The organism is Candidatus Vallotiella sp. (ex Adelges kitamiensis), from assembly GCF_020342435.1.
Classification (GTDB): domain Bacteria; phylum Pseudomonadota; class Gammaproteobacteria; order Burkholderiales; family Burkholderiaceae; genus Mycetohabitans.
In genome coordinates, this window is sequence record NZ_CP080504.1 from 285,869 (window position 1) to 308,500 (window position 22,632).

Sequence of the window (22,632 nt, forward strand, 5' to 3'; positions counted from 1 at the left end):
ATGGCTCGCATTACAGTCGAAGACTGCTTGAAACACATTTCGAACCGATTCGAGCTTGCGCTCGCAGCAACGTATCGGGCACGCCAACTCGCGCAGGGACACACACCGCAAATCGAAAGCAAGGATAAGCCTACAGTACTTGCTCTTCGAGAGATTGCTGGGGAAAAAGTTGGCATCGAGATGTTAAAAAAAGTTCCGATTTAATCGGTATACATGCTATGCCTGTTTGCACAGCAGTAGTCCTGGAGGGCATAAGTAAGCTCGCAATTTCTGTGAAACTCCGATGTAGTTTATAGCGCGATCTCAGCTAATGTATCTACGATGTACCGTCCGTCCTCTATAGAGCTAATCTAAGTTATATCGCGAGCCCGTGTAGGTGTTGCAGGAAAAGGGGTCAGTGCAGCGATAGCTATACGCGAGTATATCAATACGGTGCTTGAACAGTTATATCAATCCAATTAATACATCTGAGTAGTTGCATAAGTACAATGTTATTCGCTTTGAAAGCTGACTAAAGAGCTATAAAATAAAGAACCAAGCATTACAAAAACAGATCTAGCTGAGCGTTTCTAACTAAAATAGTCGAACTAGTCGACTGCTATCTCAGTTGGATAAGATAGAGTTCCGAAACCGCGAGGAGGCGCAGGTAGAAAATTTCAGAGAGATCCTGCTAGCGATGGCGCGGGACATGCGCGTTATTCTAATTAAGCTTTCTGACCAGCGGTATAATTGCCTACCTGGGTACAGTGCTACTGGAGAAATATCGGTAGGTAATGCGCGAGATAATTGATATTTATGAACTGATTACGCATCGTCTCGGACTCAACATATGTATTGTGAGCTACAGGAGCCAACTCTCGAGAATTTAAGTCTTTACCCAATTCTATAATCCTAGAAAAGCTTTAAGTGTCAATCAGCTGGAAATAATCAGAACAATTCTAGAGAGCCAATAATATTCTTTAGCTAACGCCAACGCTCTGCCGACATGATGGGGCATGAAAGACGATTTACTGTATTTATCGAAAGATGTGTGATTAAGCTGTTATCGTTTTCTCGGGTGCTTGACGCGTACGGTTTTCAAGTAGTTGTTAGTACTCTAATAAAGTGCTACATGATAGTTAATGCGTTATATTAAGTACCTAAGCCAATGCTAGAGAAGTTTAGGGATTAAATAGCAATTTCGAAGGCCGATGGATTGGATCCCAGTATTTCATACTACACCAGCCAGCCTATTCAGTATGATAGTCGAGTTCTAAATTCAATGCTTAAGATGCATGAGATCGCTAAAGTAGACGATGTAGAACTTAGATAGATAAGCATGCATATAGACTACAACATCCAAAAGTAGCCCCCTGAGGGGGCATCAAATCGCTGTTTAAAATCAGATCGGGGGCAAGCGACTCTAGCGAGCTCCTCGAGCACCTAAAGATAGATTTATCTTTAGGTGCAGTGTACGTTTTCATACCAAATCCAACTTGACTAGAGCTTATATGAATCAGACCCAGCACATTCGACGATTTGTCATTTCTTAAAGATGAAATGCTTAAATAAGTCGGTGAAACTTAGATAGCATCTAATGGAGCAACTGTTAAGTCTTATAGATTATCGTGCGCTGAAGTTAAGATGGAGGTCTAGAATAAAATTGTATACCAGCATAGAGATTTTGAGAGAACTTAGTTTCTAGGACGCTGTCCGACGCTATTAGCGGATACTTCTATGGATTATAGGCACTATTATCTTGCGGTCATATAGATCAACGCATCATCGACGTCATACCGGGAGCTGTGTTAGTGTCATATAGAGCTGTCATAGACAGGATATTTATTCAATGTAGTAGTCAAAGACAGCCAAAACATGTGGCGTTTTTCTTGGGCAGCCGTTAATAATATTGCAGTGGCCGATACAAGTATAAGGATCTAAACAAAGAATTAGTAGCGTTGCGTTTCCTAATTCAGATTAGTAACTAAGTCAATTTGATAAATGGAACTAGCGTACTCTAGCCAATCTCAATATGCTTCGAATAGATTAAGCGGAAGTTAACTCAGATGGCAGTTGAACCCGTATTAGTCGTTAGAAATAGCCACTGATTAGAAGGCTGTTGAAAATATGGCGCGGCTGGCAGGATTTGAACCCACGACCCCTTGGTTCGTAGCCAAGTACTCTATCCAACTGAGCTACAGCCGCGCGAAGAAATAGAATTATAGCAACTTTTCTAAAGAAAAGAGGGCCTAGTACGATTTTTTTACATACAGTTGTTCCGTAAAAAGGAAACTAATAACGACTAGCAGGCTCTCTCTTATTTATAAAAGAATATAAAATAAATTAAATAGTTTAAGTTAGTCGTACTATAAATAATAATATTTGATAGAAATTTATTATTCAACACGAAATAACTTTCGTACTTTAAAATGTTAGCTGATGTAAAAACTTTATAATATAAAAGGTTTCTATAATAATTATTTCTGAACTTTTTCTAGTTTTAGACTATTAATATTATATTTAGTAGTGTAAATATCAGTATATATTAAGAGCAACTCAATCGATTTTTATCGTGAATCTATATACCTAATTGTAGTTGTTTTATAGTCAAATTGACGTTTAGATGCAATGTTGTTTTTCTATATTTTGGGTTAAAAAATAACTCACTCTTGCACAATTTTGATTAAATATAGGCACTATACTAGCTTCGTAAAACAGCTTGTTTAACTTTGATTATTAACCCTGGGTGCTTATGTCGTCCCCTATGGCTGTTGTCCTTACTTACCGCTATACAATCATAATGTTTAGATATTGAATACATCGTATCTGTAGAGCTTTTTTAGAAATCAATGCATTATTAAGTGAAAACACACGTTTTACTCTTAAATTCGCAGAGTGTTTCAATTATACAATCCTGGCATTTAGGTATTCTCGCGCGGCATACGTATCGGCCATGCAAAATCAGCCAGTGGTGTGCACTGTACCGGAATTCGGCTGGTGTAAGCTTCTCTAGTGCTGCTTCTACTACCCGAACGTCCTTGCCGGGCGCTAGCTTAGTGCGGTTTGCGACACGGAAGATATGTGTATCGACAGCAATAGTTGGGTGTCCGAATACTATATTTAGTATAACGTTTGCTGTCTTTCGGCCTACTCCCGGAAGAGCTTCAAGTGCTTCGCGATTAGAGGGCACTTCTCCCTGATGCTGGTCAAGTAACATTCTACACGTCGCGATTATATTCTTAGCCTTGATTCGATATAGTCCAATCGTCTTAATATATTGCGCGACACCCCCCTCTCCAAGTACCAAAATAGCTTGTGGTGTATTAGCGATCGGAAACATTTTATACATTGCTTTATTAACAGAGGCGTCAGTTGCCTGAGCTGAAAGCATCACTGCGATTAGAAGTTCGAACGATGTTGTATACCTTAGCCCCATAGTCGGATGGGGGTTCAGGTTTCGTAGTGTTTCGTAGATTGCACGACGCTTTATAGCGTTCATGAAGATTCGTCAATTTTAATACTAAAGATTATCCGGCATCGGGATCGGAGTTATTTCTACGCGGTTTGAGCAAGCATGATGGGTCCGACTGAACACGATTGTCTCTGGCCCAGTTTAAGCGCTGCTGCTGTGCTTTGAGTGCATCGATTTTTGATCGTGTAACTAGGCTCACGTCTGATGTGTTATGTAGCCTAATTTCTTGCGAAGTTTGTTCCTCTTTTTTCTTGCGAGCACGTGATACCGCCATTTCGATAATGGCTTTTTTCTGTGCGTCAGTATAGTTTTTAGACAACGCTATTGGCCTTGCCTCTAGTGATCCGGCTGAAGTAGTAGAAAGTGGAGCTGTCGATTCTAATGTTGGCGGAATCTGCGTGAGAATTGCGCGACGGGTGGCTGCACGCTGCTTTGCCTTGTCACGCTCTTCCATGAGCCGTATATTTCGCTGCTCGTGACGATGTCTAGATTCTAAGGCTTGCTGTGGAGACCATGCGTCCCATCCAGTATCAATGATAGTCACGGGAATCATTTTAATACAATTAACGGGGCACATAGAAACGCATAGGTCGCAGCCGGTACACCAATCTGCTAACACTGTGTGTAGCTGCTTTGGAGCACCGACAATGGCGTCAACTGGGCATGCTTTTATACATAGTGTACAGCCGATGCAGAGGTTTTCATTAATTACCGCCCGTGGGCGTGCTCGCTCAACGCCGTTAACTGGGTTGAGTGGGATAACTGGCTTGTTGAGCAATGATGCCAGTCGGCTAATACCTTGCCACCCCCCGGGGGGGCACTGATTATAGCTTGCTGTACCGTTTGCAACGGCATTCGCATAAGGTCGGCATCCACTATAGCCGCATTTAGTGCATTGGGTTTGAGGAAGTAGATCATTAATCTGATTAGCCAGCGACGGAGAGGCGGTCACGGTATCGGAATTTGGGCAATTTTTACCAAAATGTAGATTTTGGTAGCGAAGTTAAAGTTGCGTAACGTAATCTAGCTACTTTTTGTACAAACTTTTGGGAGACAGTAGAGCATGCTACTTTCTCAACTATCGTGCTTTTTACTAGAGATATAATACCTTATTAATACAGCTACTGTGCATAATCAGAACGCAAATTATCTCAAGTCTATAAAAACTGTGAAGATGGATACAACATATTTTTCGAAGCTGCTATATAGCAATTAGCGAGTAACTGGATTATTAGGTCGGTCATACAGACTAAATTGTTCATTATATGGGGACTATATAATGGATTTTATGCTACTTACTTCAGTAGATAAATAGTTGTTTAAACAGTACGAGAATAAGCGTCGACTGAGAGTATAGATGCAGAGAAAAGAGAACACCAGTAAATAGACTAGTACCTATAGAAATTTATTGTGAACTTATCTTCTTTATTATTTGGCGTTTCATATTAGATAGTTCTCCTAGATTATTTCTCTAGGAGAACTGAACGAATAGATAATGATACGCCAGCACTGTACTAAGAAAGTAGTGTAATTCAGTACTTTTCTTTATAGAAAAGTACTGCTTGAACCCACGACTATCATCATAAAAACAGTAATGCACTGTGCACGGTATCGTATTGCGTATGATTTAGGATCTAAAATCTAATGCGAATATCCCTGTAAGGAGCTTTGTATGCTTAAAATCTGTAGAAGCTTTCTGCTCTATGCCGGAATAGTTCTAAACAACATCGCATAGATGTACGTTGTTATTGATCAATTTCGCTGTGATCGGCACCAGTATTCATTGATGCCAATATTCCGGCTTTCTCAGAATACTCTTACAAGAGCTTTATACTTCCTATAGTGACATAGTATGATTCTTAATCATGTCGCATGACCTAGGGTAGAGTTAAGACAGTTATCAGGCAGTAGCTGTCTTGCTCATTTTTCTTCACTCTAAAGAAGATATACCTGAATATTTATTAGCAAGATATGGAAAAATTCCTGAAGAAGGATATCGACTACCTAACCTGCAATGTAGTTCTAGCTAAAATTTATACGTACTTCTACTAAGTGTTTCTTTATAGAAAAACGCGCGCGTATAAGCATGATAAATAACTTTTATGCAGACTATACTTTTCGTTACTGCTCGTGAGATAAAATGTCTACGTTCGCGTTATTTCTAGCGAAAACGCTGTAGAGAGATTACAGATATATCAGCTAAAGGTACCACTTGGATATCTGAAGCCGCGTGATGTTCTATCAGAACATAAATAAGATACCTGATGCCAATAAATAAGCGTCATTAGCTAGATCTGCCGCACTAACCGATGAAGTTGTCCCCAGAGATAGAATACGTTGCTTAGCAAGCTTCCAATGCTGAATAACTAGATAAGAGCATTTTCTCTTTTAGGCTAATATTGATTTGTAGGAGAAATTCTACAAAAGACTAACAGTCTTAGCTACTTAATAGCTCTTTCACTAGGCATTGCGTTAGATTATTTTTGAATAAAATTAAGCAAAGAGAGCAAGTGCTACGATGCCGAATCATGCTTGCAATAGTATAAACCAAGACCAAGTTTAATAGCTCAATATGAATACTATGCCAATTATTAGCTTTATCTGCGCACTAATATAATTGTCAATATTATATGTTCAGAAAATACCCTCAGCACAGAGATAAAGACTAATATAGTTGAACCTAGCTAGGTTTCCGAAGTATTCCACTGCACCGGTAAATTACCGAAAATTGCACAAAAACTCAGTTAACTCATACTAACCTACACTCTGTGTAGCTAGGCTTGTTTTAAGGGGCTAACCTAGGTTGCTGCCGGAGGATTCTGCATAATATATGACCTTATCAGATCAAAACTAAGTTCATAAGGTGCTATAATTTATATTACTCTAGGCATTTCATCGAAGGCAGCCGCATGGGCGAACGCCCACATACGTTATCAGATCTCGCTATTACCTCCTATCCCACTCAAACTGACAGGCGCACTTCTAGTAGCGCCACCTCTTCCGACTCCGCGCCAGCGGTTTTTCCACTATCGTTCAATGAATTCGGCTTTTCCGCGTCGATTATGCAAACGATTGTCGAACAAGGCTACATAAAACCAACGCCGATTCAGGCGCAGGCGATTCCTATTGTTCTAGCCGGTCGTGACGTTATGGGCGCAGCACAAACGGGTACAGGTAAGACAGCTAGTTTTTCTCTCCCAATCATTCAGCGATTATTGCCCCTTGCTAATCTTAGTGCATCTCCTGCGCGTCATCCAGTGCGGACATTAGTTTTGACACCTACACGAGAACTCGCGGATCAAGTAGCAACTAATGTTCATGCGTATGCCAAGTATACATCATTGCGCAGCACAGTCGTGTTTGGCGGCGTCGATATTCATCGACAGACAGCCGAATTGAAGCGTGGTGTTGAGATCTTAATTGCGACACCTGGGAGGCTACTCGATCATATTCAGCAAAAAAATACATCTCTAGCCCAGGTGCAGATACTTGTACTTGATGAAGCTGACCGAATGCTCGACATGGGCTTCTTACCAGACTTGCAACGGATCTTGAATTTATTGCCCAGAGAAAGACAGACGTTGCTATTTTCCGCGACCTTCTCCCCCGAAATCAAGAAGCTTACAGCAACCTACCTACTCAATCCAGTTACAATTGAAGTCGCCCGCAGTAATTCGGCTGCTACTAACGTGCGTCAGATCGTCTTCGAGGTGTCTGAGTTCGATAAACAGGCGGCGGTTTTACAGCTAATCCGTCAGCGTGAATTGAGGAAAGTTATTATTTTTTGCAACAGTAAGATTGGAGCAAACCGTGTTGCAAGGCAACTCAAACGCGATGGTGTGATAGCTACTGCAATTCATGGTAATCGTTCTCAAGGGGAGCGAATGCAAGCATTAGAGGCGTTTAGGTGCGGCGCGATTGAGGCATTAGTTGCAACTGACGTAGCCGCGCGCGGGCTAGATATCGCTGAATTGCCAGCAGTAATTAATTTTGATTTACCGTTTAATGCAGAAGACTATGTACATAGAATCGGGCGAACAGGACGTGCCGGCGCATCCGGTGATGCACTGTCGCTGTGCAGTGGAAACGAGGGCAAGCAACTGACGGACATCGAAAAGTTGATTAATAGGAAGCTCACTATCCAACCACTTGAATTAGAGCGATTGACACCTCATAAGCACTCACATTGTCGTGTCGATTTCGACGATTACCATCGCAATAAAAACCACTTCGCTTCTAACAGAGGCCGCTCATTAATACCTGATGCTCAGCCAATTGACGACTTCTTCACAAAGCCGTATGAGCCTTCATTTTCGTTCTGCCAGATGACGGAACGAAAGGAACAGAGTCCGGCTCTCAACGAAGAGTCACCCAAGCGACGATTAGCTGCGCTGCTAGGTGGTTTTGGCAAGCCGCGCCGAGATTCTTAATAATATTAAGAGGGCTTAGCTTGCGCACTTCCTAATCTGGCCCGAACTCTTGATAAATACCTCTGCTGTATATGCGTTTTCAAATAAAGATAACACGGGACCCGAGACTTTTTCTGGGGGTTGTTAGTCATAGTCACGTGCAAATCAGCGTATTTATAGTACATATCTGCTCTGATTTTTAGATAGCAAACAGATGTTGTTTGCCTATCTCTAAACAGCTCGATAGTAATATAAAGAAAATGATTATGATGTAGTTAGTGCAACAATTAGGTAACACTTGAAGCTCTGCATAAGGTTAATTAACTTGGGTTCAAGTTGCGCTACTTATTTTTAGGGGAGGTGAACGCCCACTAATTTTGCTTTCTCTAAAAGTTATAGAGAGGCGATAAAAATCGTATGGGGCAGCATTTACGCTGAGTCTGGCACAATAACTAATGTATAGCCTCTTTGTGCCCACGAATAGCTATCGTTTCAGGGTAAACGTATTGATCTGAAGGTGCTAACATGAGGTTAACTTCATGATAAAAAGCTTGCGTCTGAGTCTAATTAGCATAGCTTACTATGCTACAAGCCCCACTTAAATAGAAATTTAATTAGTTTACTATCAAATGTTGAGTGGTATACGGTAAAGATAGTCGATTAATTAGCATATTAGTTCCCTCGAGGTAGAAGTGCAGTACTGAACTGCTGTGTGTAGATTTCAGAAAAATAAACCTTTAGGTAGAAAAGTCACCCATATTAGGGTGGGCTGTTCTTTATGAAAACAAGGATTAGTGTGCACGCGAAGTTAACCCTGTATAGGATGATATTTGAGCTGCTAATTGATTGAGAAATAACTGAGTTATATGCTCATATTATTACTGATTTGTTAAAAACACGTATTTGATAGATAGTTAGTAAATAGTCAAGCTCGTTTAGACAAGCCGTTTAGCTGCCTGATAGTTAGCTGTTGTTAGGATAGCGCTTCGGCAACAACAGTTATTAGCGTTCCCCGTAAGGTAAAACACAGATATGTCTGATCCACGATTTGTCCATCTGCGAGTTTACTCTGAGTTTTCTATTTTTGACGGCATTATTCGACTTGACGACGTAGTCAAGCAGGCAGTGGAAGACGGGCAAAGCGCGCTGGCACTAACTGATCTTTCTAATGCCTTCGGTCTAGTGCGTTTTTACAAGGCTGCGCGCGCGCGCGGCGTTAAGCCGATCGTCGGCGCTGACGTTTGGATCTCAAATCTAGAGGATCGCGACAGGCCGGCGCGGCTTCTGTTGCTTGTTAAGGACCAGAATGGCTATCTGAATCTATGTAAACTTCTCAGTCGTGCTTGGTTGACGAATCAGTATCGTGGCCGCGCCGAGATTAACTTCCACTGGCTTGAGGCAAGCTTTTCTAAAGGTTTACTAGCATTGTCTGGCGCACAGCAGGGTGATATTGGTATTGCGCTAGCAACAGGTAATGTGAAAGCAGCTATACGCCATGCTCAGCGTTGGGCCGCTATTTTCCCAAACGCGTTCTATATCGAGCTGCAGCGGATGCGGAAACCAGGTGTCGCAGCTTATTTACAGCAGGCTGTAGAACTTGCTGCACGGTTGAGGCTACCCGTAGTAGCAACGCATCCGGTTCGGTTTATGAACCCAGAAGACTTTGCTGCGCATGAAGCTCGCGTGTGTATCTCTGAGGGGGACATATTGGCTAATCCCAGACGCGTGAAACGCTTCTCTACCGATGAGTACTTTTTCACGCAGCAGCAGATGTGTGAGCTATTCGCTGACATCCCATCAGCACTTAAAAATACAGTACAAATTGCTAAACGTTGCAACCTAACGCTTGAGCTAGGCAAGCCTAGATTGCCGTTATTCCCGACACCAGCTGGGATGTCGCTTGATGATTACCTTATTCAATTATCTAATGCTGGACTCGAAAAGCGTCTCGAGCGGCTATTTCCCGACGTAAAGCAACGAGATCTACGCCGCCCAACGTATAAAGAAAGACTAGAATTTGAGTGCGACACTCTTATCAAGATGGGTTTTCCGGGCTATTTCTTAATTGTTTCAGACTTTATTAATTGGGCTAAAAATAACGGAGTTCCAGTAGGGCCGGGACGAGGATCTGGCGCGGGCTCTTTAGTTGCTTTCGCACTTGGGATCACAGACCTAGATCCATTGCGATACAATCTGCTCTTCGAGCGGTTCCTGAATCCCGAGCGTGTTTCAATGCCGGATTTCGACATCGACTTTTGTCAGAGTGGTCGCGATCGTGTGATTCAATATGTGAAGAGCAAATATGGTGCAGATGCAGTATCGCAAATCGCAACATTTGGTACCATGGCAGCAAGAGCTGCAGTGCGCGACATCGGTCGCGTGCTAGACTTGGGATATAACTTTACTGATAGTATTGCAAAGCTGATTCCTTTTAAATCAGGAAAACATATAACTATTGCTGATGCAATTAAGGAAGAACCTCAGCTACAGGAGCGATTTGACAACGAGGATGAGGTGCGCCAATTACTTCAACTCGCACAACGTGTTGAAGGATTAACACGCAATGTTGGAATGCACGCCGGTGGCGTACTGATTGCACCTGGTAAACTCACCGACTTTTGCCCACTGTACACGCAAGCTGACGATAGTAGCATCATTAGTCAGTACGATAAGGATGACGTTGAGGCTGTCGGGCTTGTTAAGTTTGACTTTCTCGGGTTGACTACGCTGACAATTCTCGATTGCGCTGAACGATACATTCGACGACTAGACCCATCCAAACAGGAGTGGGCACTCACACAGGTATCCCTAGAAGACCCTGCGTCGTTCACAATCCTGAAGAATGCTAATACAGTAGCTGTATTTCAATTAGAAAGTCGTGGTATGCAAGGCATGCTTAGAGATGCGCGGCCAGACCGTTTCGAGGAAATTATCGCATTAGTTGCGCTATATAGACCGGGCCCAATGGATTTAATTCCAAGTTTTTGCGCGCGTAAGCATGGACGAGAAACAGTAAAATATCCAGATCCGCGCGTTGAACCTGTTCTGAAAGAAACCTATGGCATTATGGTTTATCAAGAGCAGGTAATGCAAATGGCACAAATTATTGGTGGCTATTCGCTCGGAAGTGCAGATTTACTGCGCCGAGCAATGGGTAAAAAAAAGCCTGAGGAGATGGCCCAGCATCGTAAACTATTCCGTGAGGGGGCAGCTAAGAATGGTTTAAGAAAAGAAAAAGCTGATGAAATTTTCAGCTTGATGGAGAAGTTTGCTGGCTATGGTTTTAACAAATCACATGCAGCGTCGTATGCATTACTTGCGTATTATACAGCCTGGCTCAAGGTACATCATCCGGCTGAATTCATGGCGGCTAATATGTCTCTTGCTATGGATGATACCGATAAGGTGAAGATTCTTTTCGATGATTGTACAGCAAATAATCTAGTAATTCTGCCGCCCGATATTAATCAGTCAGTCTACCGTTTCGAGCCAGTAGCTGATATTTTAGGAAAGCGTTCGAAGATAATCCGCTACGGCTTAGGTGCAATTAAGGGTAGTGGGCAAAATGCGATTGAGGAGATTTTACGGGCTCGAGCGTTGCAGCCATTCAAAGACTTATTCGACTTCTGCGAGCGCGTCGATCGCCGTATTGTAAATCGCCGCATAATCCAAGCTCTAATTAAAGCAGGCGCATTTGATTCATTACACGAGAATCGAGGGCAACTACTGGCGTCGGTACGACTTGCAACAGAGGCGGCCGAGCAGGTAGGCGCTAATACACTGCAAGGTAGTCTGTTCGATATGCTAGATGGCTCACGCGGATATCAACATGAGTTGGTCGTTAGTCCGGCATGGAGTGACAAACGCAAGTTGCAAGAGGAGAAAGCAGCACTTGGCTTCTATATCTCCGGACATCTGTTTAATGCATACAAGCTTGAAGTGCGGCATTTCGTGCGGCAGACAATAGGAGAATTAAAAGAGGGGCGCGACCAGCTAATAGCCGGCGTTATTACTACGATGCGTACGCAGATAACGCAACGCGGTAAAATGCTGGTCGCGGTGCTAGATGATGGTACTGGCCAGTGCGAAGTTACGGTATTTCATGAGATCTACGACGCGAAACGCGCGATCTTCAAAGAAGATGAGCTGCTAATTGTACAGGGACAGGTGCGTAATGATAGCTTTACTGGAAGCTTGCGATTCATCGTTAATATTGTTATGGATTTAGAGTGTGCACGCCGCCGCTTCGCAGACTCACTACTGCTCTCGATCAATAGAAATACAGATCTGACGCGGCTTCGTAATCTGCTGGAACCGTATCGGTTTACGGCGACATTACAGTCTAAACAGATACTAGCAGCTTCTAGTACGCAAGGCCGATCTCTTAATAAGAGGGGCCTAGAGCCTGGTGGATTGCAGGTCAGAATACGATACCAAGGCATTAGCGCGCAATGCGAGTCGCTATTAAGCGACGCGTGGCGCGTGAGTTCCAGCGATGACCTGCTTAATTTGCTACGCGCGGAATTTTGTGAAAGTGCTGTTAGGATTCTATATCCAGAATGCTGACAATATTGAAGGAGTAACTTGACTATACCCCAGGATGGAATTGTCAGTAGGATAGCTAAACCCCTTGCATATTCTGATGTGCTGTCTCGTATTGACTGTATTATACGGCCATATTGGTGGGCTGTTATGCTTTCGATCATATCGATGGGACTAGTAGCTGGGGCTGAGGCCGGTATACCGGCGTTGCTTAAGCCATTGATTGATAATAGTCTGGGTCTAAAAGACTCAAATTTATCGGTTTGCTGGTATATGCCAGTGGCAATCATTGGACTTGCGCTAGGTCGCGGGCTTGCCCAGTATGCATCCAGTTATCTACTATCCTACGTATTAAATCGTATCTTGTTAAACTTGCGACTACAGATGTTTAAGACAATGCTGCGCGCACCTGCTAGCTTCTTTCAGAGAGAAACAGCTAGTACGATTATCAGTGCAATTGTGTTTGAGGTGAATCAAGTGCTTAACGTGCTGATGACTGTCCTGGTTACACTCGTGCGCGATTCATTAACGGTAGTGTTCCTGCTTGGCTATCTGTTTTATCTAAATTGGCGGTTAACGTTGATTGTTGCGGTAATCCTGCCTATGATTGGCTGGTTAGTAAGTAAGATTAATCGGCGCCTGCGCTGGCTCAATCGTGAACAGCAGATGCTGACAAATCAGCTTTCCTACATCGTCGAAGAGACAGTAGGTGGTCACAAGGTTGTAAAAGTGCATAACGGTGAATCATATGAAATGCGCCGTTTTGCGCATATGAGCCAGCTCCTTCGTGGCTATGCAATGCGAGTGGCTATTTCCGGTGGGCTCGCGCAACCAATGACCCAGTTTTTCGCATCGATTGCTCTAGCGGTAGTAGTTGCAATTGCAGTAATCCAGTCGACTAATGATCAAACAACGGTCGGCGGATGTGTCGCGTTTGTTACGTCAATGCTACTTGTAATTTCGCCATTAAAGCACTTGATTGATATCAATCAACCGCTGACACGCGGTATGACAGCCGCCGAATTAATTTTCGGCCTAATTGATGAACCAGTAGAAAACGCCGGTGAAGGACGAAGAGTTGTTCGTGCAAAGGGTAGTGTTGAATTCGAACATGTAAGTTTTAAGTATGGGGCAGTACATCAGCCGACGCTCTACGATATCTCTTTTAAGATTTCACCTGGCGAGGTAGTGGCGCTAGCCGGCCCATCCGGCGGGGGTAAGACCACACTGGTAAACTTGTTACCCCGCTTCTTTGATCCGTCTGCTGGACGTATATTAGTTGACGACGTGTCATTGATTGAGTATCGATTGTCGGACTTACGCAAACAAATTGCATTCGTTACTCAAGATGTCCTATTATTTAATGATACGATTGTGGCTAACATTGCCTATGGAGAGCAGATAGACTATAAAAAAGCAGAAGCCGCGCTGCATGCAGCTAGCCTTATAGAGGATGTTTCGATAATGCCAGCAGGGATCAATACGTTAGTTGGTAACAATGGTATGCGCTTGTCTGGTGGCCAGCGACAACGCCTCGCAATTGCTCGTGCGATCTACAAAAATGCGCCTATCTTAATACTTGATGAAGCCACGTCAGCCCTTGATTCAGAGTCAGAGCGTCATGTGCAGGCTGCACTTTCAGTGCTTATGCGCGGGCGGACTACGCTGCTTATCGCACATCGACTATCAACAATTGAGCGCGCCGATCGTATACTCGTGCTTGATAGCGGTCAGATTGTCGAACAGGGTACACATACGCAACTGCTCCGCCAAGACGGCTTATACGCGAACCTACATAGAATACAACATCGACAAAATACTATATAAGGGCAACAGAACTTAACCTAACGAGGTAACTTTTATTAAGGTTTGCGTACAATATCAGTTGTGCTTATTAGTTTTTATCTGCTAGGAATAAAGAGCAGAGCCTTTTTTAAAAAAGGCTTGCATCACGACAGGCAGGCTTGCATAAGTTAGTTTTTAAAATTAGATTTTTTTAAATGTTTTACTGTGGATCGGGTTGCGGGGGCAGGATTTGAACCTACGACCTTCGGGTTATGAGCCCGACGAGCTGCCAGACTGCTCCACCCCGCGCCTGTAGGGACAAATTATAGTAGACTCTAATGACTAGGTCAAATATTTATTGTAATTAATGTACAGTCAATGATGAATAGCCGTGCTTTGAGCTCCTGCTTCTCTTTCTCTGGGGAAGCTCAGAGACCATATTCTCTCTATGTACGCGCTATAGATATATGCGAAACGTTCACGGGGTGATTGAAATTATTAAATTTAGCAATTGAGAGGTTTGCAGAAATTGTGCAATATTAACTTTACTAGTTAAGATAGCTAGGCTATTAATCAGCTATTTTTACTCTTAAGATCAGTATCCCTAATATCAAAACAGATCGACGCTCTCGTAGAAACGATGAAATATAAGGATTATAAAATACAGATGCAGTTAGGGTTTTTTATTCCCTATCGGATGGGATGCTCTACTTGGTAATTGCTATAACTTATATAAAATACAACGGAATCACGAGGGTATCCCATACAGTGTTATTAAGCTTAGGCTGTATATAGATGAAAACATGCTTCAGCAGCATCTTTTCAAGAATTAGCAGGCTGTGTGATTGAAGAAGAATAAATAGCCATAAAATTTTCGACGACATCGTATACACAAAATAGACGGGTGAGTATAGTATCCCTCCTACATCAGGAGGATCTCATACTGTTCTGGGTTCAAATTTGATTCAACCTGTAACGATACTGGCCTGCCGATAAATTCACAAAGTGTCGCTAAGTGTCGTGACTCCTCCTCGAGGAGGAGGTTAACTACTTGCTGTGTTGCTACGATACGGAACTCGCGAGCATTAAACCGCCTGGACTCATGCAATATTTCTCGAAGAATGTCGTAGCATACTGTTCGTGCCGTTTTCACCTGTCCTCTGCCTTGGCATACTAGGCATGGTTCACATAATATATGTGCAAGCGATTCACGCGTGCGTTTTCGGGTCATTTCGACCAGACCAAGCTGTGAGAAACCGTTAACGGTGACGCGTGTTCGGTCTTGGCTAAGTACTGTATTTAACTCGTTTAGAACCGCATTGCGATGCTGAACATTTCCCATATCGATGAAATCGATAATAATAATTCCGCCTAAGTTACGTAGGCGTAATTGCCGTGCGATCGTATAAACAGCTTCGAGATTAGTTTTGAAAATTGTGTCATCAAAGTTATGTGTACCAACGTAGCCTCCCGTGTTGACGTCGATTATCGTCATTGCCTCAGTCTGGTCGATTATCAGGTAGCCACCAGACTTCAAGTCAACACGGCGAGATAGCGCGCGCAGGATTTCGGTTTCGATATTATAAAAATTGAATAGCGGATGCTCGCCAGTATAGTACTGTAGTTTATCGGAGATACTGGACATGAATTCATTTGAAAACTTGACGAGCATCTTCAACATATCATGAGAATCAACTTGGATCCATATTGTGTCGTCGTTAACAAAGTCGCGTAGTACGCGCTGCGCTAGGTTTAGGTCTTGGTACAGCAGTATCGGTGGCACCTGCATTGTCTGAGCTTGAATTTTAGACCATATCTTTCGTAGGTAAGTAACATCGTTCGACAGTTCTTCACTGGATACATATTCGGCAAGCGTACGCACAATGTAGCCTCCTTTTTCATCAGCAGGAAGAACAGATATCAGGCGAGCACGAACTGCTTTGCGTTCCGCTTCGCCTTCAATTTTATGAGAGATTCCAATATACGGCTCCCGGGGCAAATAGATAAGCGTTCGGCCGGCAATACTAATCTGGGTAGATAGACGCGCACCTTTTGTGTTAATTGGGTCTTTAATTACTTGGACTATTAATATTTGTCCTTCGTATACGATTTTTTCAATCGGTTCCCGTGGGGTACTAGCTGCTGCATCTAGCGGCGGCCGAGAATGCCATACATCAGATCCGTGCAGGAATGCAGAGCGCTCTAGCCCAATATCAATAAATGCTGATTGTATGCCCGGCAGCACGCGAACGACTTTACCGAGGTAAATATTTCCAACGCAGCCACGTGACAGCTTTCTCTCGATATAAAGCTCTTGTACTGCACCTTGTTGGACGATAGCGACGCGGGTTTCGTATGGGGTGACGTTGATCAGAATTTCTTCAGTCATTATTTATTAGAGCGTCACACAAGGCTGCATACAGAACGCGGCGATCTTAGATAGGGATATGACGATAATACTAGAATAAAACCCATCAATCTGACCAATAACTTTGGGGTCTTATCCTTAGGGAAGTTAGTAGGCATATTATTTACAGAAAGCGCAATGCTACATATGCTTTAATCAAATAATATATTTTTTATTTGCAGTCAATTATAGACATGACACAGATAGAGTAGGGGTGAAAGTGCTATAGCAAAGCTGATAGTAATCAATACTTATTAGCTAGATTGTCTGGAGTTTATCTACTAAATAAAACGGTAGTAGTCTTCACCAGGATTCTTTACCGTGACGTACTAGGTATGATAGTTAGTCCTACCGTGTATAGGTAGCTGTTTCCTTAGCAGGTATCACGCATATAAGACTAACTAGTCTATGTTTAGGTTTGATAAAGATGGTGTCGATGAATATATTTCCATACCACGTCTGGCACATTAGAAATCTCCCTGGAGAAGTTACATTCCCGTTCGCGTATCGACTGGCGTATATCTGTTGCCGAGATATCTAGAGACAGTGTTGTATCACGAAAGACATAGCCGTGGGTTGTTGAACGTAGCGTGTCAGCCGACACGCTACGTTGCCAGATTTCATTAAGCACTGTTGCGTCCGCCTGAGATAGGTCAAAACCAGGACGCGTTGCAATACCAATATGGGCAAATTCAAATAATCTCCGCCAGTTTTTCCAGGTGTGCAGCCGAAGCAATTGATCGGCCCCAATCAATAGTGTTAATGATGCCGAGGTACCGTGATACTTGCGCCATGCCGATAGCGTTTTAGTCGTATACGATGGACTGGAATGATAAATTTCATCGGTCGACACAGTCACTCGTGTAGTAGATAACATTCGTGCTGATGCCAAGCAAGTCATCGCGAGTCTATGCCGAGCAGCAGATACATCGCTCTTTTGCCACGGTTGCCCAGCTGGCAATAGCACAAGTTCAGTCAATCCAATGCATCGAGAAAACTGGCGTGCGAGTGCTAGGTGGCCAATATGGATTGGGTCGAACGTGCCACCCAGGATACCGATCCGCTTAGATAGAGGGGGCATATTGAGTGTAAAGACGATATTCAGTGGTTTAGGTTCAAAAACTCGATTTTCACTAATTAAAAAATGAAATAAAGATAGTACCGTAGATTAAATCCAGAGACGCACGACTAAAAAGTCGCGATATATAATTAGGCATAAAGCGAGCTAGCATCCGAATGCTAATCATACTGCCATTTTCTTTTGGAAAAAATAGATAACATCTCGGTATGCCAGTCACTTCATAAAGAAAACAGTAAGATCTAGTCGAAGACTAGATTAGAGCGGGGCGGCACGCTTGTTAAGGACGAATCAGGAGAGTATTAATCTTAAACAGTAGTTTATGCTGAATCAGTGGTTACAGTTTAGAGCGCGGCAACCGATATCACGGCGATACTGCATGCCATTAAAGTGAATACTATGAATTGCTTCATAGGCAATAGACTGCGCCTCACGTACCGAGTTTGCTAACCCAACCACACACAATACACGTCCACCCGAGGTGACTAGCTTACCATCGACTAGTGTAGTGCCGGCATGGAATGTAACGACAGTTTCCGTCTGTTCCGGAATATAATGAATACGGTCCCCCTTTCTAGGGGCGTATGGATACTGATGCGCTGCAAGTACAACGCCTACTGCTGTACGCTGATCCCATTCAAGTTGGACAGTATTCAACGTGCCAGAAAGTGCATGCTCAAGGACATAAGCAAAGTCACCTTTTAGTCGCATCATAATTGGCTGCGTTTCAGGGTCGCCCATTCGACAATTAAACTCAAGCGTCTTTGGGTTACCCTGTGAATCGATCATCAATCCAGCATAGAGAAACCCGGTATAACGTAGGCCTTCTTGCTCCATAGCACGCACAGTTGGCAGGATAATTTCACGCATAATGCGCGCATGCAGTTGTGGTGTGATAATGGGTGCCTGCGAGTAGGCACCCATGCCGCCAGTATTTGGACCTTTGTCGCCTTCAAGCAACCTCTTGTGATCTTGGCTCGATGCTAGCGCGAGTACGTGCTTTCCGTCTACCATCACAATAAAACTAACTTCCTCCCCCTGAAGATATTCTTCAATAATCACACGTGTGCCTGCAGCGCCGAGCTTATGCTCTGTGAGCATCATTTTAATCGCACAGTGTGCTTCATTTAGAGTTTGTGCGACCACGACGCCTTTACCGGCTGCAAGTCCATCTGCTTTTATTACGATTGGTGCACCTTTTTCCTGGACATATGCGTGCGCCAAGTTAGCATCGGAGAACGTTTTGTATTCAGCGGTCGGAATGCCGTAGCACTTCATCAATGTCTTCGCGAAGTCTTTTGAGCTTTCTAGCTGAGTTGCCTCACGCGTCGGCCCGAAAATCTCTAAGCTGCGCGAGCGAAATAGATTTACAATACCGCCCGCGAGCGGTGCCTCCGCTCCAACAACGGTGAATGTGATCTGATTTCGTTCAGCAAAATCGGCTAGCGCATGAAGATTAGTAATATCAACGTTGTACAAACCCTTTTGAAGCGCTGTCCCCCCATTGCCTGGCGCTATATAGACGGCTGTGACTTGTGGCGATTGAGCGAGTTTCCACCCGAGTGCATGCTCGCGCCCGCCTGAACCGACGACCAATACCTTCATAGAACTCCCCCTAAAAAGCGAAGAAATTTTCTGCGCGGGTTGTTATCGATCTATGATGGCTGCGTTCGTGTAAACTTCTTGCACGTCGCTAAGGTTTTCCAACGCACTGAGCAGATTTTGAAGTTTGATCGCATCGTTTCCAGTAAACTCAATCTCGACCTGTGGTTTCATTATTACTCCGGAAAATTTCGCCTTGAAACCTCTAGCTTCAAGCATAGCCTTAACATGAGAGAAATTGTTTGGTGGACAGACTATTTCAACACTTCCATCTCCATTGGTCGTTACGTCATCGGCATCAGCTTCTAGAGCCGCCTCTATTAGTTTATCCTCCGACATACCCGGAGAGAATAAGAAATGGCCAGTATGATGGAATAGGAATAAGACTGAACCGTCTGTACCCAGATTACCACTATGCTTGGAAAACGTGTGACGCACTTCCGCGACCGTGCGCGCACGGTTGTCGGTTATCGTATCGACAATTATTGCCACACCGCTAAGGCCATACCCTTCATAGCGGATTTCCTCATAGTTTAAACTTTCGATGTAACCTACGCCGCGCTGAATCGCTTTATAAACATTATTTTTGGGTATGTTAGCATCTGTTGCTTTATCGATCGCCAGCCGTAGTCGAGGGTTCAATCTGGGGTCGCTACCCCCTAGTCTCGCCGCAACGGTAATTTCTTTAATTAACCGTGTCCATATATTGCTACGTCTTATATCTGCTGCGGCTTTCTTATGCTTAATATTAGCCCATTTCGAGTGACCAGCCATAATAATTTCTCCGACGGAGCACGAAACGCACGCATTTTTGACTGAAATATTGCGATATATTGTGGCGAAAACTATAGAACGTTTATGAGAACAGCAGCAATCTACTTCCGGTAGGAAAGCTCTATAACTTTATCATGCTATCTGTACATATAATTGACGCAGCCGTAATTTAGACTCTAAACCTCATGCTGTACTCAAGCCTAGATTATTTTCTAGCTACGCCCTTAATCTCAGTGAAAAACTTGCCTGTACAGTACTAGATCGGGTAGTGTCTTTTAAATAGAACGTCAGAAGCCGTTCCTCTATATGAAAGGGGCTGCATGAGCGATACGCAAGCCGAACAGCGCGGTCGATATTACAGTTCTTATAGTCAATCTTATGGCGCCGCATTTTTGGAGGCACATATTCATAGAATAATAAACAGAAAGAAAATCCGCAATATAAATACTGATTTAAGCACGGCTACTTTATCGGAGTAATATATCGATCTCAATAAATTAACTGCTGTGAGTCAGAATAACAAAATCTATTTGTTTAATGACGTGTAGGCTATTGCGTGTTTTGTTTGAACTTTGTTAAGTTCTCACATAGGGATTATTAATATAGTAGTTAATGTTGCTAGCTTTATGTACTAGTAGATGAAGGCGCTTAAATAATAGTGATAAGTGCCGGCCTCCTCTATAACGAATATTGTTAACTAAATTACGAGCGCGCTAAGCAAAATCCGTTTGTTTTTTGTCGTATAGTTAGCATATGTACACCTTCTGGTATATGAAATATACGGTAGTCAGAGTCGTTCTCATGCGGTCACACGTCTTGCAGACATAGAAAAGGTATACAAAGTATTGTTCTAAGCATTTACTACAGCTGTTCGGCATACATGTCGATGGAGAACAGCAGCGCTAAGATGTGATTAAACTACTTCACGCTTTTTCAACTACTTATTGCTGATCGGTGAAACATAGTGTTGTAGCTTATCAAGCAACGTATCAGCATCTGATGTTACTTGCAGTAGTCCGATATAGTCGTGTCGCATGAAGCCTTCGTTAGCGGCGTGGTGTAACATTGCCAGCAATAGATCATGATAGCCAGCGACGTTAAGCAAACCCACTGGTTTTTCGTGATATCCGAGTTGAGCCCAAGTATATATCTCGAATAACTCCTCAAAAGTACCGGTGCCGCCAGGTAAAGCAACGAAAGCATCGCTTAAGTCAGCCATCATCTTCTTTCTCTCGTGCATATTTTCGACAATATGCACCTCAGTCAGATTACGGTGACCAACCTCCTGTTCAATCAATAGCTTAGGAATCACACCGATCACACAACCTCGTGCTTGAAGTACGGCATCCGCGATCTCGCCCATCAAGCCACGCTGACCTCCGCCATAAACTAGCGTGATACCTGCATGTACCAGCGCGCTACCTAATGCCCGTGCTGCCTGCCGGTATTCGTCCCGATAGCCAACAGCAGAGCCGCAGTATACGCATACTGAACTAATCATCTCTCCTTCCTTCGGATGTTTCACCCTAGTTTTCCTGTAACGTATTGTATCTTGTCCTCACCAGTAGACGGCATTGGGATTAATGTTAAGCCCTAAAATTTTTAATTGATATAAACTTCTGTACAGACAAGTCGCGCATCAGTAATAACCTGCATAGGTTTGATTAAAGAAATTCATCTCAGATTATCTATTGGTTGTTGTATCTGCACGAGTGCATTAAGAATAGTACGCTTTATATAATAAATATATTAATCTGCTTGAAGCGAGTCTCCAATATCTAGTTGCGTGTTATAAACCATTGAGTCCAGAATAGAAAAATACAGAATGTCTACAGGTAAATTAGCCATGTAGTCGTATCACAATCTTAACAATTAGCATTGTATATTTGATGCACCAAACCTATACAGGCAGTGGAAACGACAATTTAGAGACTCAGATATCAAGTACGATAAAGCGATGTATATTTTATGCGTTTACTCTGTTATTGAAAACTTCAGCTATCCAGCTTAGATGAGTAAGGCTTGCCTATTATGGGCAACTATGAGATATAAGATTGCTAATCTCTAATAAATTAATAAATGCAGTCGACTGATGCGGAAGCAGGCACCCATAATAATTTACTTCTTATTAGTGCCTAAATTATTGTATATCTCGATTAGGAGTGATAGAAGCAGCAGATTTAGATTGTATAACGAAGAATGCTTCGATATTGGTGTCGGCGATAGGCAGTATGTTAATCGTGAACAGTGATAAAGATGTACGGCGCTCCAGTGTCCAGAACTTAAGTTAGGAACGTCTGCATTGCTGCATGCAGTATAAAACTGGTGCGATAGTCATAAGATGTTTTTGCGCTTGGTACTATAGCTCCTACTCGAGGCAGATATGGAATGCTACTAGCCGTATACTATGGGTCTTTCCACCAATAGAAAGCATAACCTCTACTAGCGGTCGAATGTAAAACTAGCGTCGGAAAAACTATGTTTTAGATACGAGTAGTGCCGCGCTCGCTATCGCTCCAGAGATAAAACTCTGACGCGTGGAAGGTCATGGTGACATCAGCGCGCTCGCGCTTACCTAGTCTTT

12 protein-coding genes and 2 tRNA genes are annotated in these 22,632 nt (G+C 43.2%); 5 read left to right on the plus strand and 9 right to left on the minus strand.

Annotated elements, in window-relative coordinates; translation table 11 throughout:
• Together rpoZ and K0T93_RS01140 are read left to right on the plus strand one after the other, a co-directional pair.
• Entirely contained in the window at positions 1–204 is a 204-nt protein-coding gene (gene rpoZ, locus K0T93_RS01135) for a DNA-directed RNA polymerase subunit omega (protein WP_225721576.1), read from the plus strand.
• 403 nt (positions 205–607) lie between these two features.
• On the plus strand, positions 608–790 hold the full coding sequence (locus tag K0T93_RS01140) for an HD domain-containing protein (RefSeq protein WP_225721577.1): 183 nt from the start codon (positions 608–610) through the stop codon (positions 788–790).
• Between the two features lie 1,317 nt (positions 791–2,107).
• Here the strand turns inward: K0T93_RS01140 and K0T93_RS01145 are convergent.
• The 3 genes from K0T93_RS01145 to rsxB form a co-directional block, all read right to left on the minus strand.
• Positions 2,108–2,184, minus strand: a tRNA-Arg gene (locus tag K0T93_RS01145).
• 652 nt (positions 2,185–2,836) lie between these two features.
• Positions 2,837–3,478, minus strand: coding sequence for an endonuclease III (gene nth, locus K0T93_RS01150; protein WP_225721578.1), 642 nt, complete (start codon positions 3,476–3,478; stop codon positions 2,837–2,839).
• Positions 3,479–3,506: 28 nt separating this feature from the next.
• Entirely contained in the window at positions 3,507–4,403 is an 897-nt protein-coding gene (rsxB, locus tag K0T93_RS01155) for an electron transport complex subunit RsxB (protein WP_225721579.1), read from the minus strand.
• 1,957 nt (positions 4,404–6,360) lie between these two features.
• On the opposite strand from rsxB, the gene K0T93_RS01160 reads away from it, so the two are divergent.
• The 3 genes from K0T93_RS01160 to msbA all read left to right on the plus strand — a co-directional run bounded on the left by K0T93_RS01160 (position 6,361) and on the right by msbA (position 14,229).
• On the plus strand, positions 6,361–7,881 hold the full coding sequence (locus K0T93_RS01160) for a DEAD/DEAH box helicase (protein ID WP_225721580.1): 1,521 nt from the start codon (positions 6,361–6,363) through the stop codon (positions 7,879–7,881).
• Positions 7,882–8,892: 1,011 nt separating this feature from the next.
• On the plus strand, positions 8,893–12,426 hold the full coding sequence (gene dnaE / locus K0T93_RS01165; RefSeq protein ID WP_225721581.1) for a DNA polymerase III subunit alpha: 3,534 nt from the start codon (positions 8,893–8,895) through the stop codon (positions 12,424–12,426).
• Between the two features lie 126 nt (positions 12,427–12,552).
• Positions 12,553–14,229 (plus strand): lipid A export permease/ATP-binding protein MsbA, encoded by a 1,677-nt coding sequence (msbA, locus tag K0T93_RS01170; RefSeq protein ID WP_239025392.1) that lies wholly within the window; start codon positions 12,553–12,555, stop codon positions 14,227–14,229.
• A gap of 193 nt (positions 14,230–14,422) precedes the next feature.
• Here msbA and K0T93_RS01175 read toward each other — a convergent pair.
• From K0T93_RS01175 to K0T93_RS01200, 6 genes are all read right to left on the minus strand, one after another.
• Positions 14,423–14,496 (minus strand) — tRNA-Met (locus K0T93_RS01175).
• Between the two features lie 613 nt (positions 14,497–15,109).
• Entirely contained in the window at positions 15,110–16,576 is a 1,467-nt protein-coding gene (gene rng, locus K0T93_RS01180; RefSeq protein WP_225721583.1) for a ribonuclease G, read from the minus strand.
• A gap of 430 nt (positions 16,577–17,006) precedes the next feature.
• Positions 17,007–17,675, minus strand: coding sequence for a nicotinate-nucleotide adenylyltransferase (locus K0T93_RS01185; protein WP_225721584.1), 669 nt, complete (start codon positions 17,673–17,675; stop codon positions 17,007–17,009).
• 327 nt (positions 17,676–18,002) lie between these two features.
• Positions 18,003–19,277 (minus strand): phosphoribosylamine--glycine ligase, encoded by a 1,275-nt coding sequence (purD, locus tag K0T93_RS01190; RefSeq protein WP_225721585.1) that lies wholly within the window; start codon positions 19,275–19,277, stop codon positions 18,003–18,005.
• Positions 19,278–19,319: 42 nt separating this feature from the next.
• Positions 19,320–20,048, minus strand: a complete 729-nt coding sequence (locus K0T93_RS01195; protein WP_225721586.1) for a YebC/PmpR family DNA-binding transcriptional regulator — start codon at positions 20,046–20,048, stop codon at positions 19,320–19,322.
• 937 nt (positions 20,049–20,985) lie between these two features.
• Positions 20,986–21,546, minus strand: coding sequence for an LOG family protein (locus K0T93_RS01200; RefSeq protein WP_225721752.1), 561 nt, complete (start codon positions 21,544–21,546; stop codon positions 20,986–20,988).
• Positions 21,547–22,632 lie beyond the last annotated feature (1,086 nt).

What these genes read in the sequence shown, in the direction of transcription:
- rpoZ (WP_225721576.1), top strand. Translation starts at nt 1, where the DNA reads ATGGCTCGCATTACAGTCGAAGACTGCTTGAAACACATTTCGAACCGA.
- nth (WP_225721578.1), bottom strand. Translation starts at nt 3,478, where the DNA reads ATGAACGCTATAAAGCGTCGTGCAATCTACGAAACACTACGAAACCTG.
- K0T93_RS01160 (WP_225721580.1), top strand. Translation starts at nt 6,361, where the DNA reads ATGGGCGAACGCCCACATACGTTATCAGATCTCGCTATTACCTCCTAT.
- dnaE (WP_225721581.1), top strand. Translation starts at nt 8,893, where the DNA reads ATGTCTGATCCACGATTTGTCCATCTGCGAGTTTACTCTGAGTTTTCT.
- msbA (WP_239025392.1), top strand. Translation starts at nt 12,553, where the DNA reads ATGCTTTCGATCATATCGATGGGACTAGTAGCTGGGGCTGAGGCCGGT.
- rng (WP_225721583.1), bottom strand. Translation starts at nt 16,576, where the DNA reads ATGACTGAAGAAATTCTGATCAACGTCACCCCATACGAAACCCGCGTC.
- K0T93_RS01185 (WP_225721584.1), bottom strand. Translation starts at nt 17,675, where the DNA reads ATGCCCCCTCTATCTAAGCGGATCGGTATCCTGGGTGGCACGTTCGAC.
- purD (WP_225721585.1), bottom strand. Translation starts at nt 19,277, where the DNA reads ATGAAGGTATTGGTCGTCGGTTCAGGCGGGCGCGAGCATGCACTCGGG.
- K0T93_RS01195 (WP_225721586.1), bottom strand. Translation starts at nt 20,048, where the DNA reads ATGGCTGGTCACTCGAAATGGGCTAATATTAAGCATAAGAAAGCCGCA.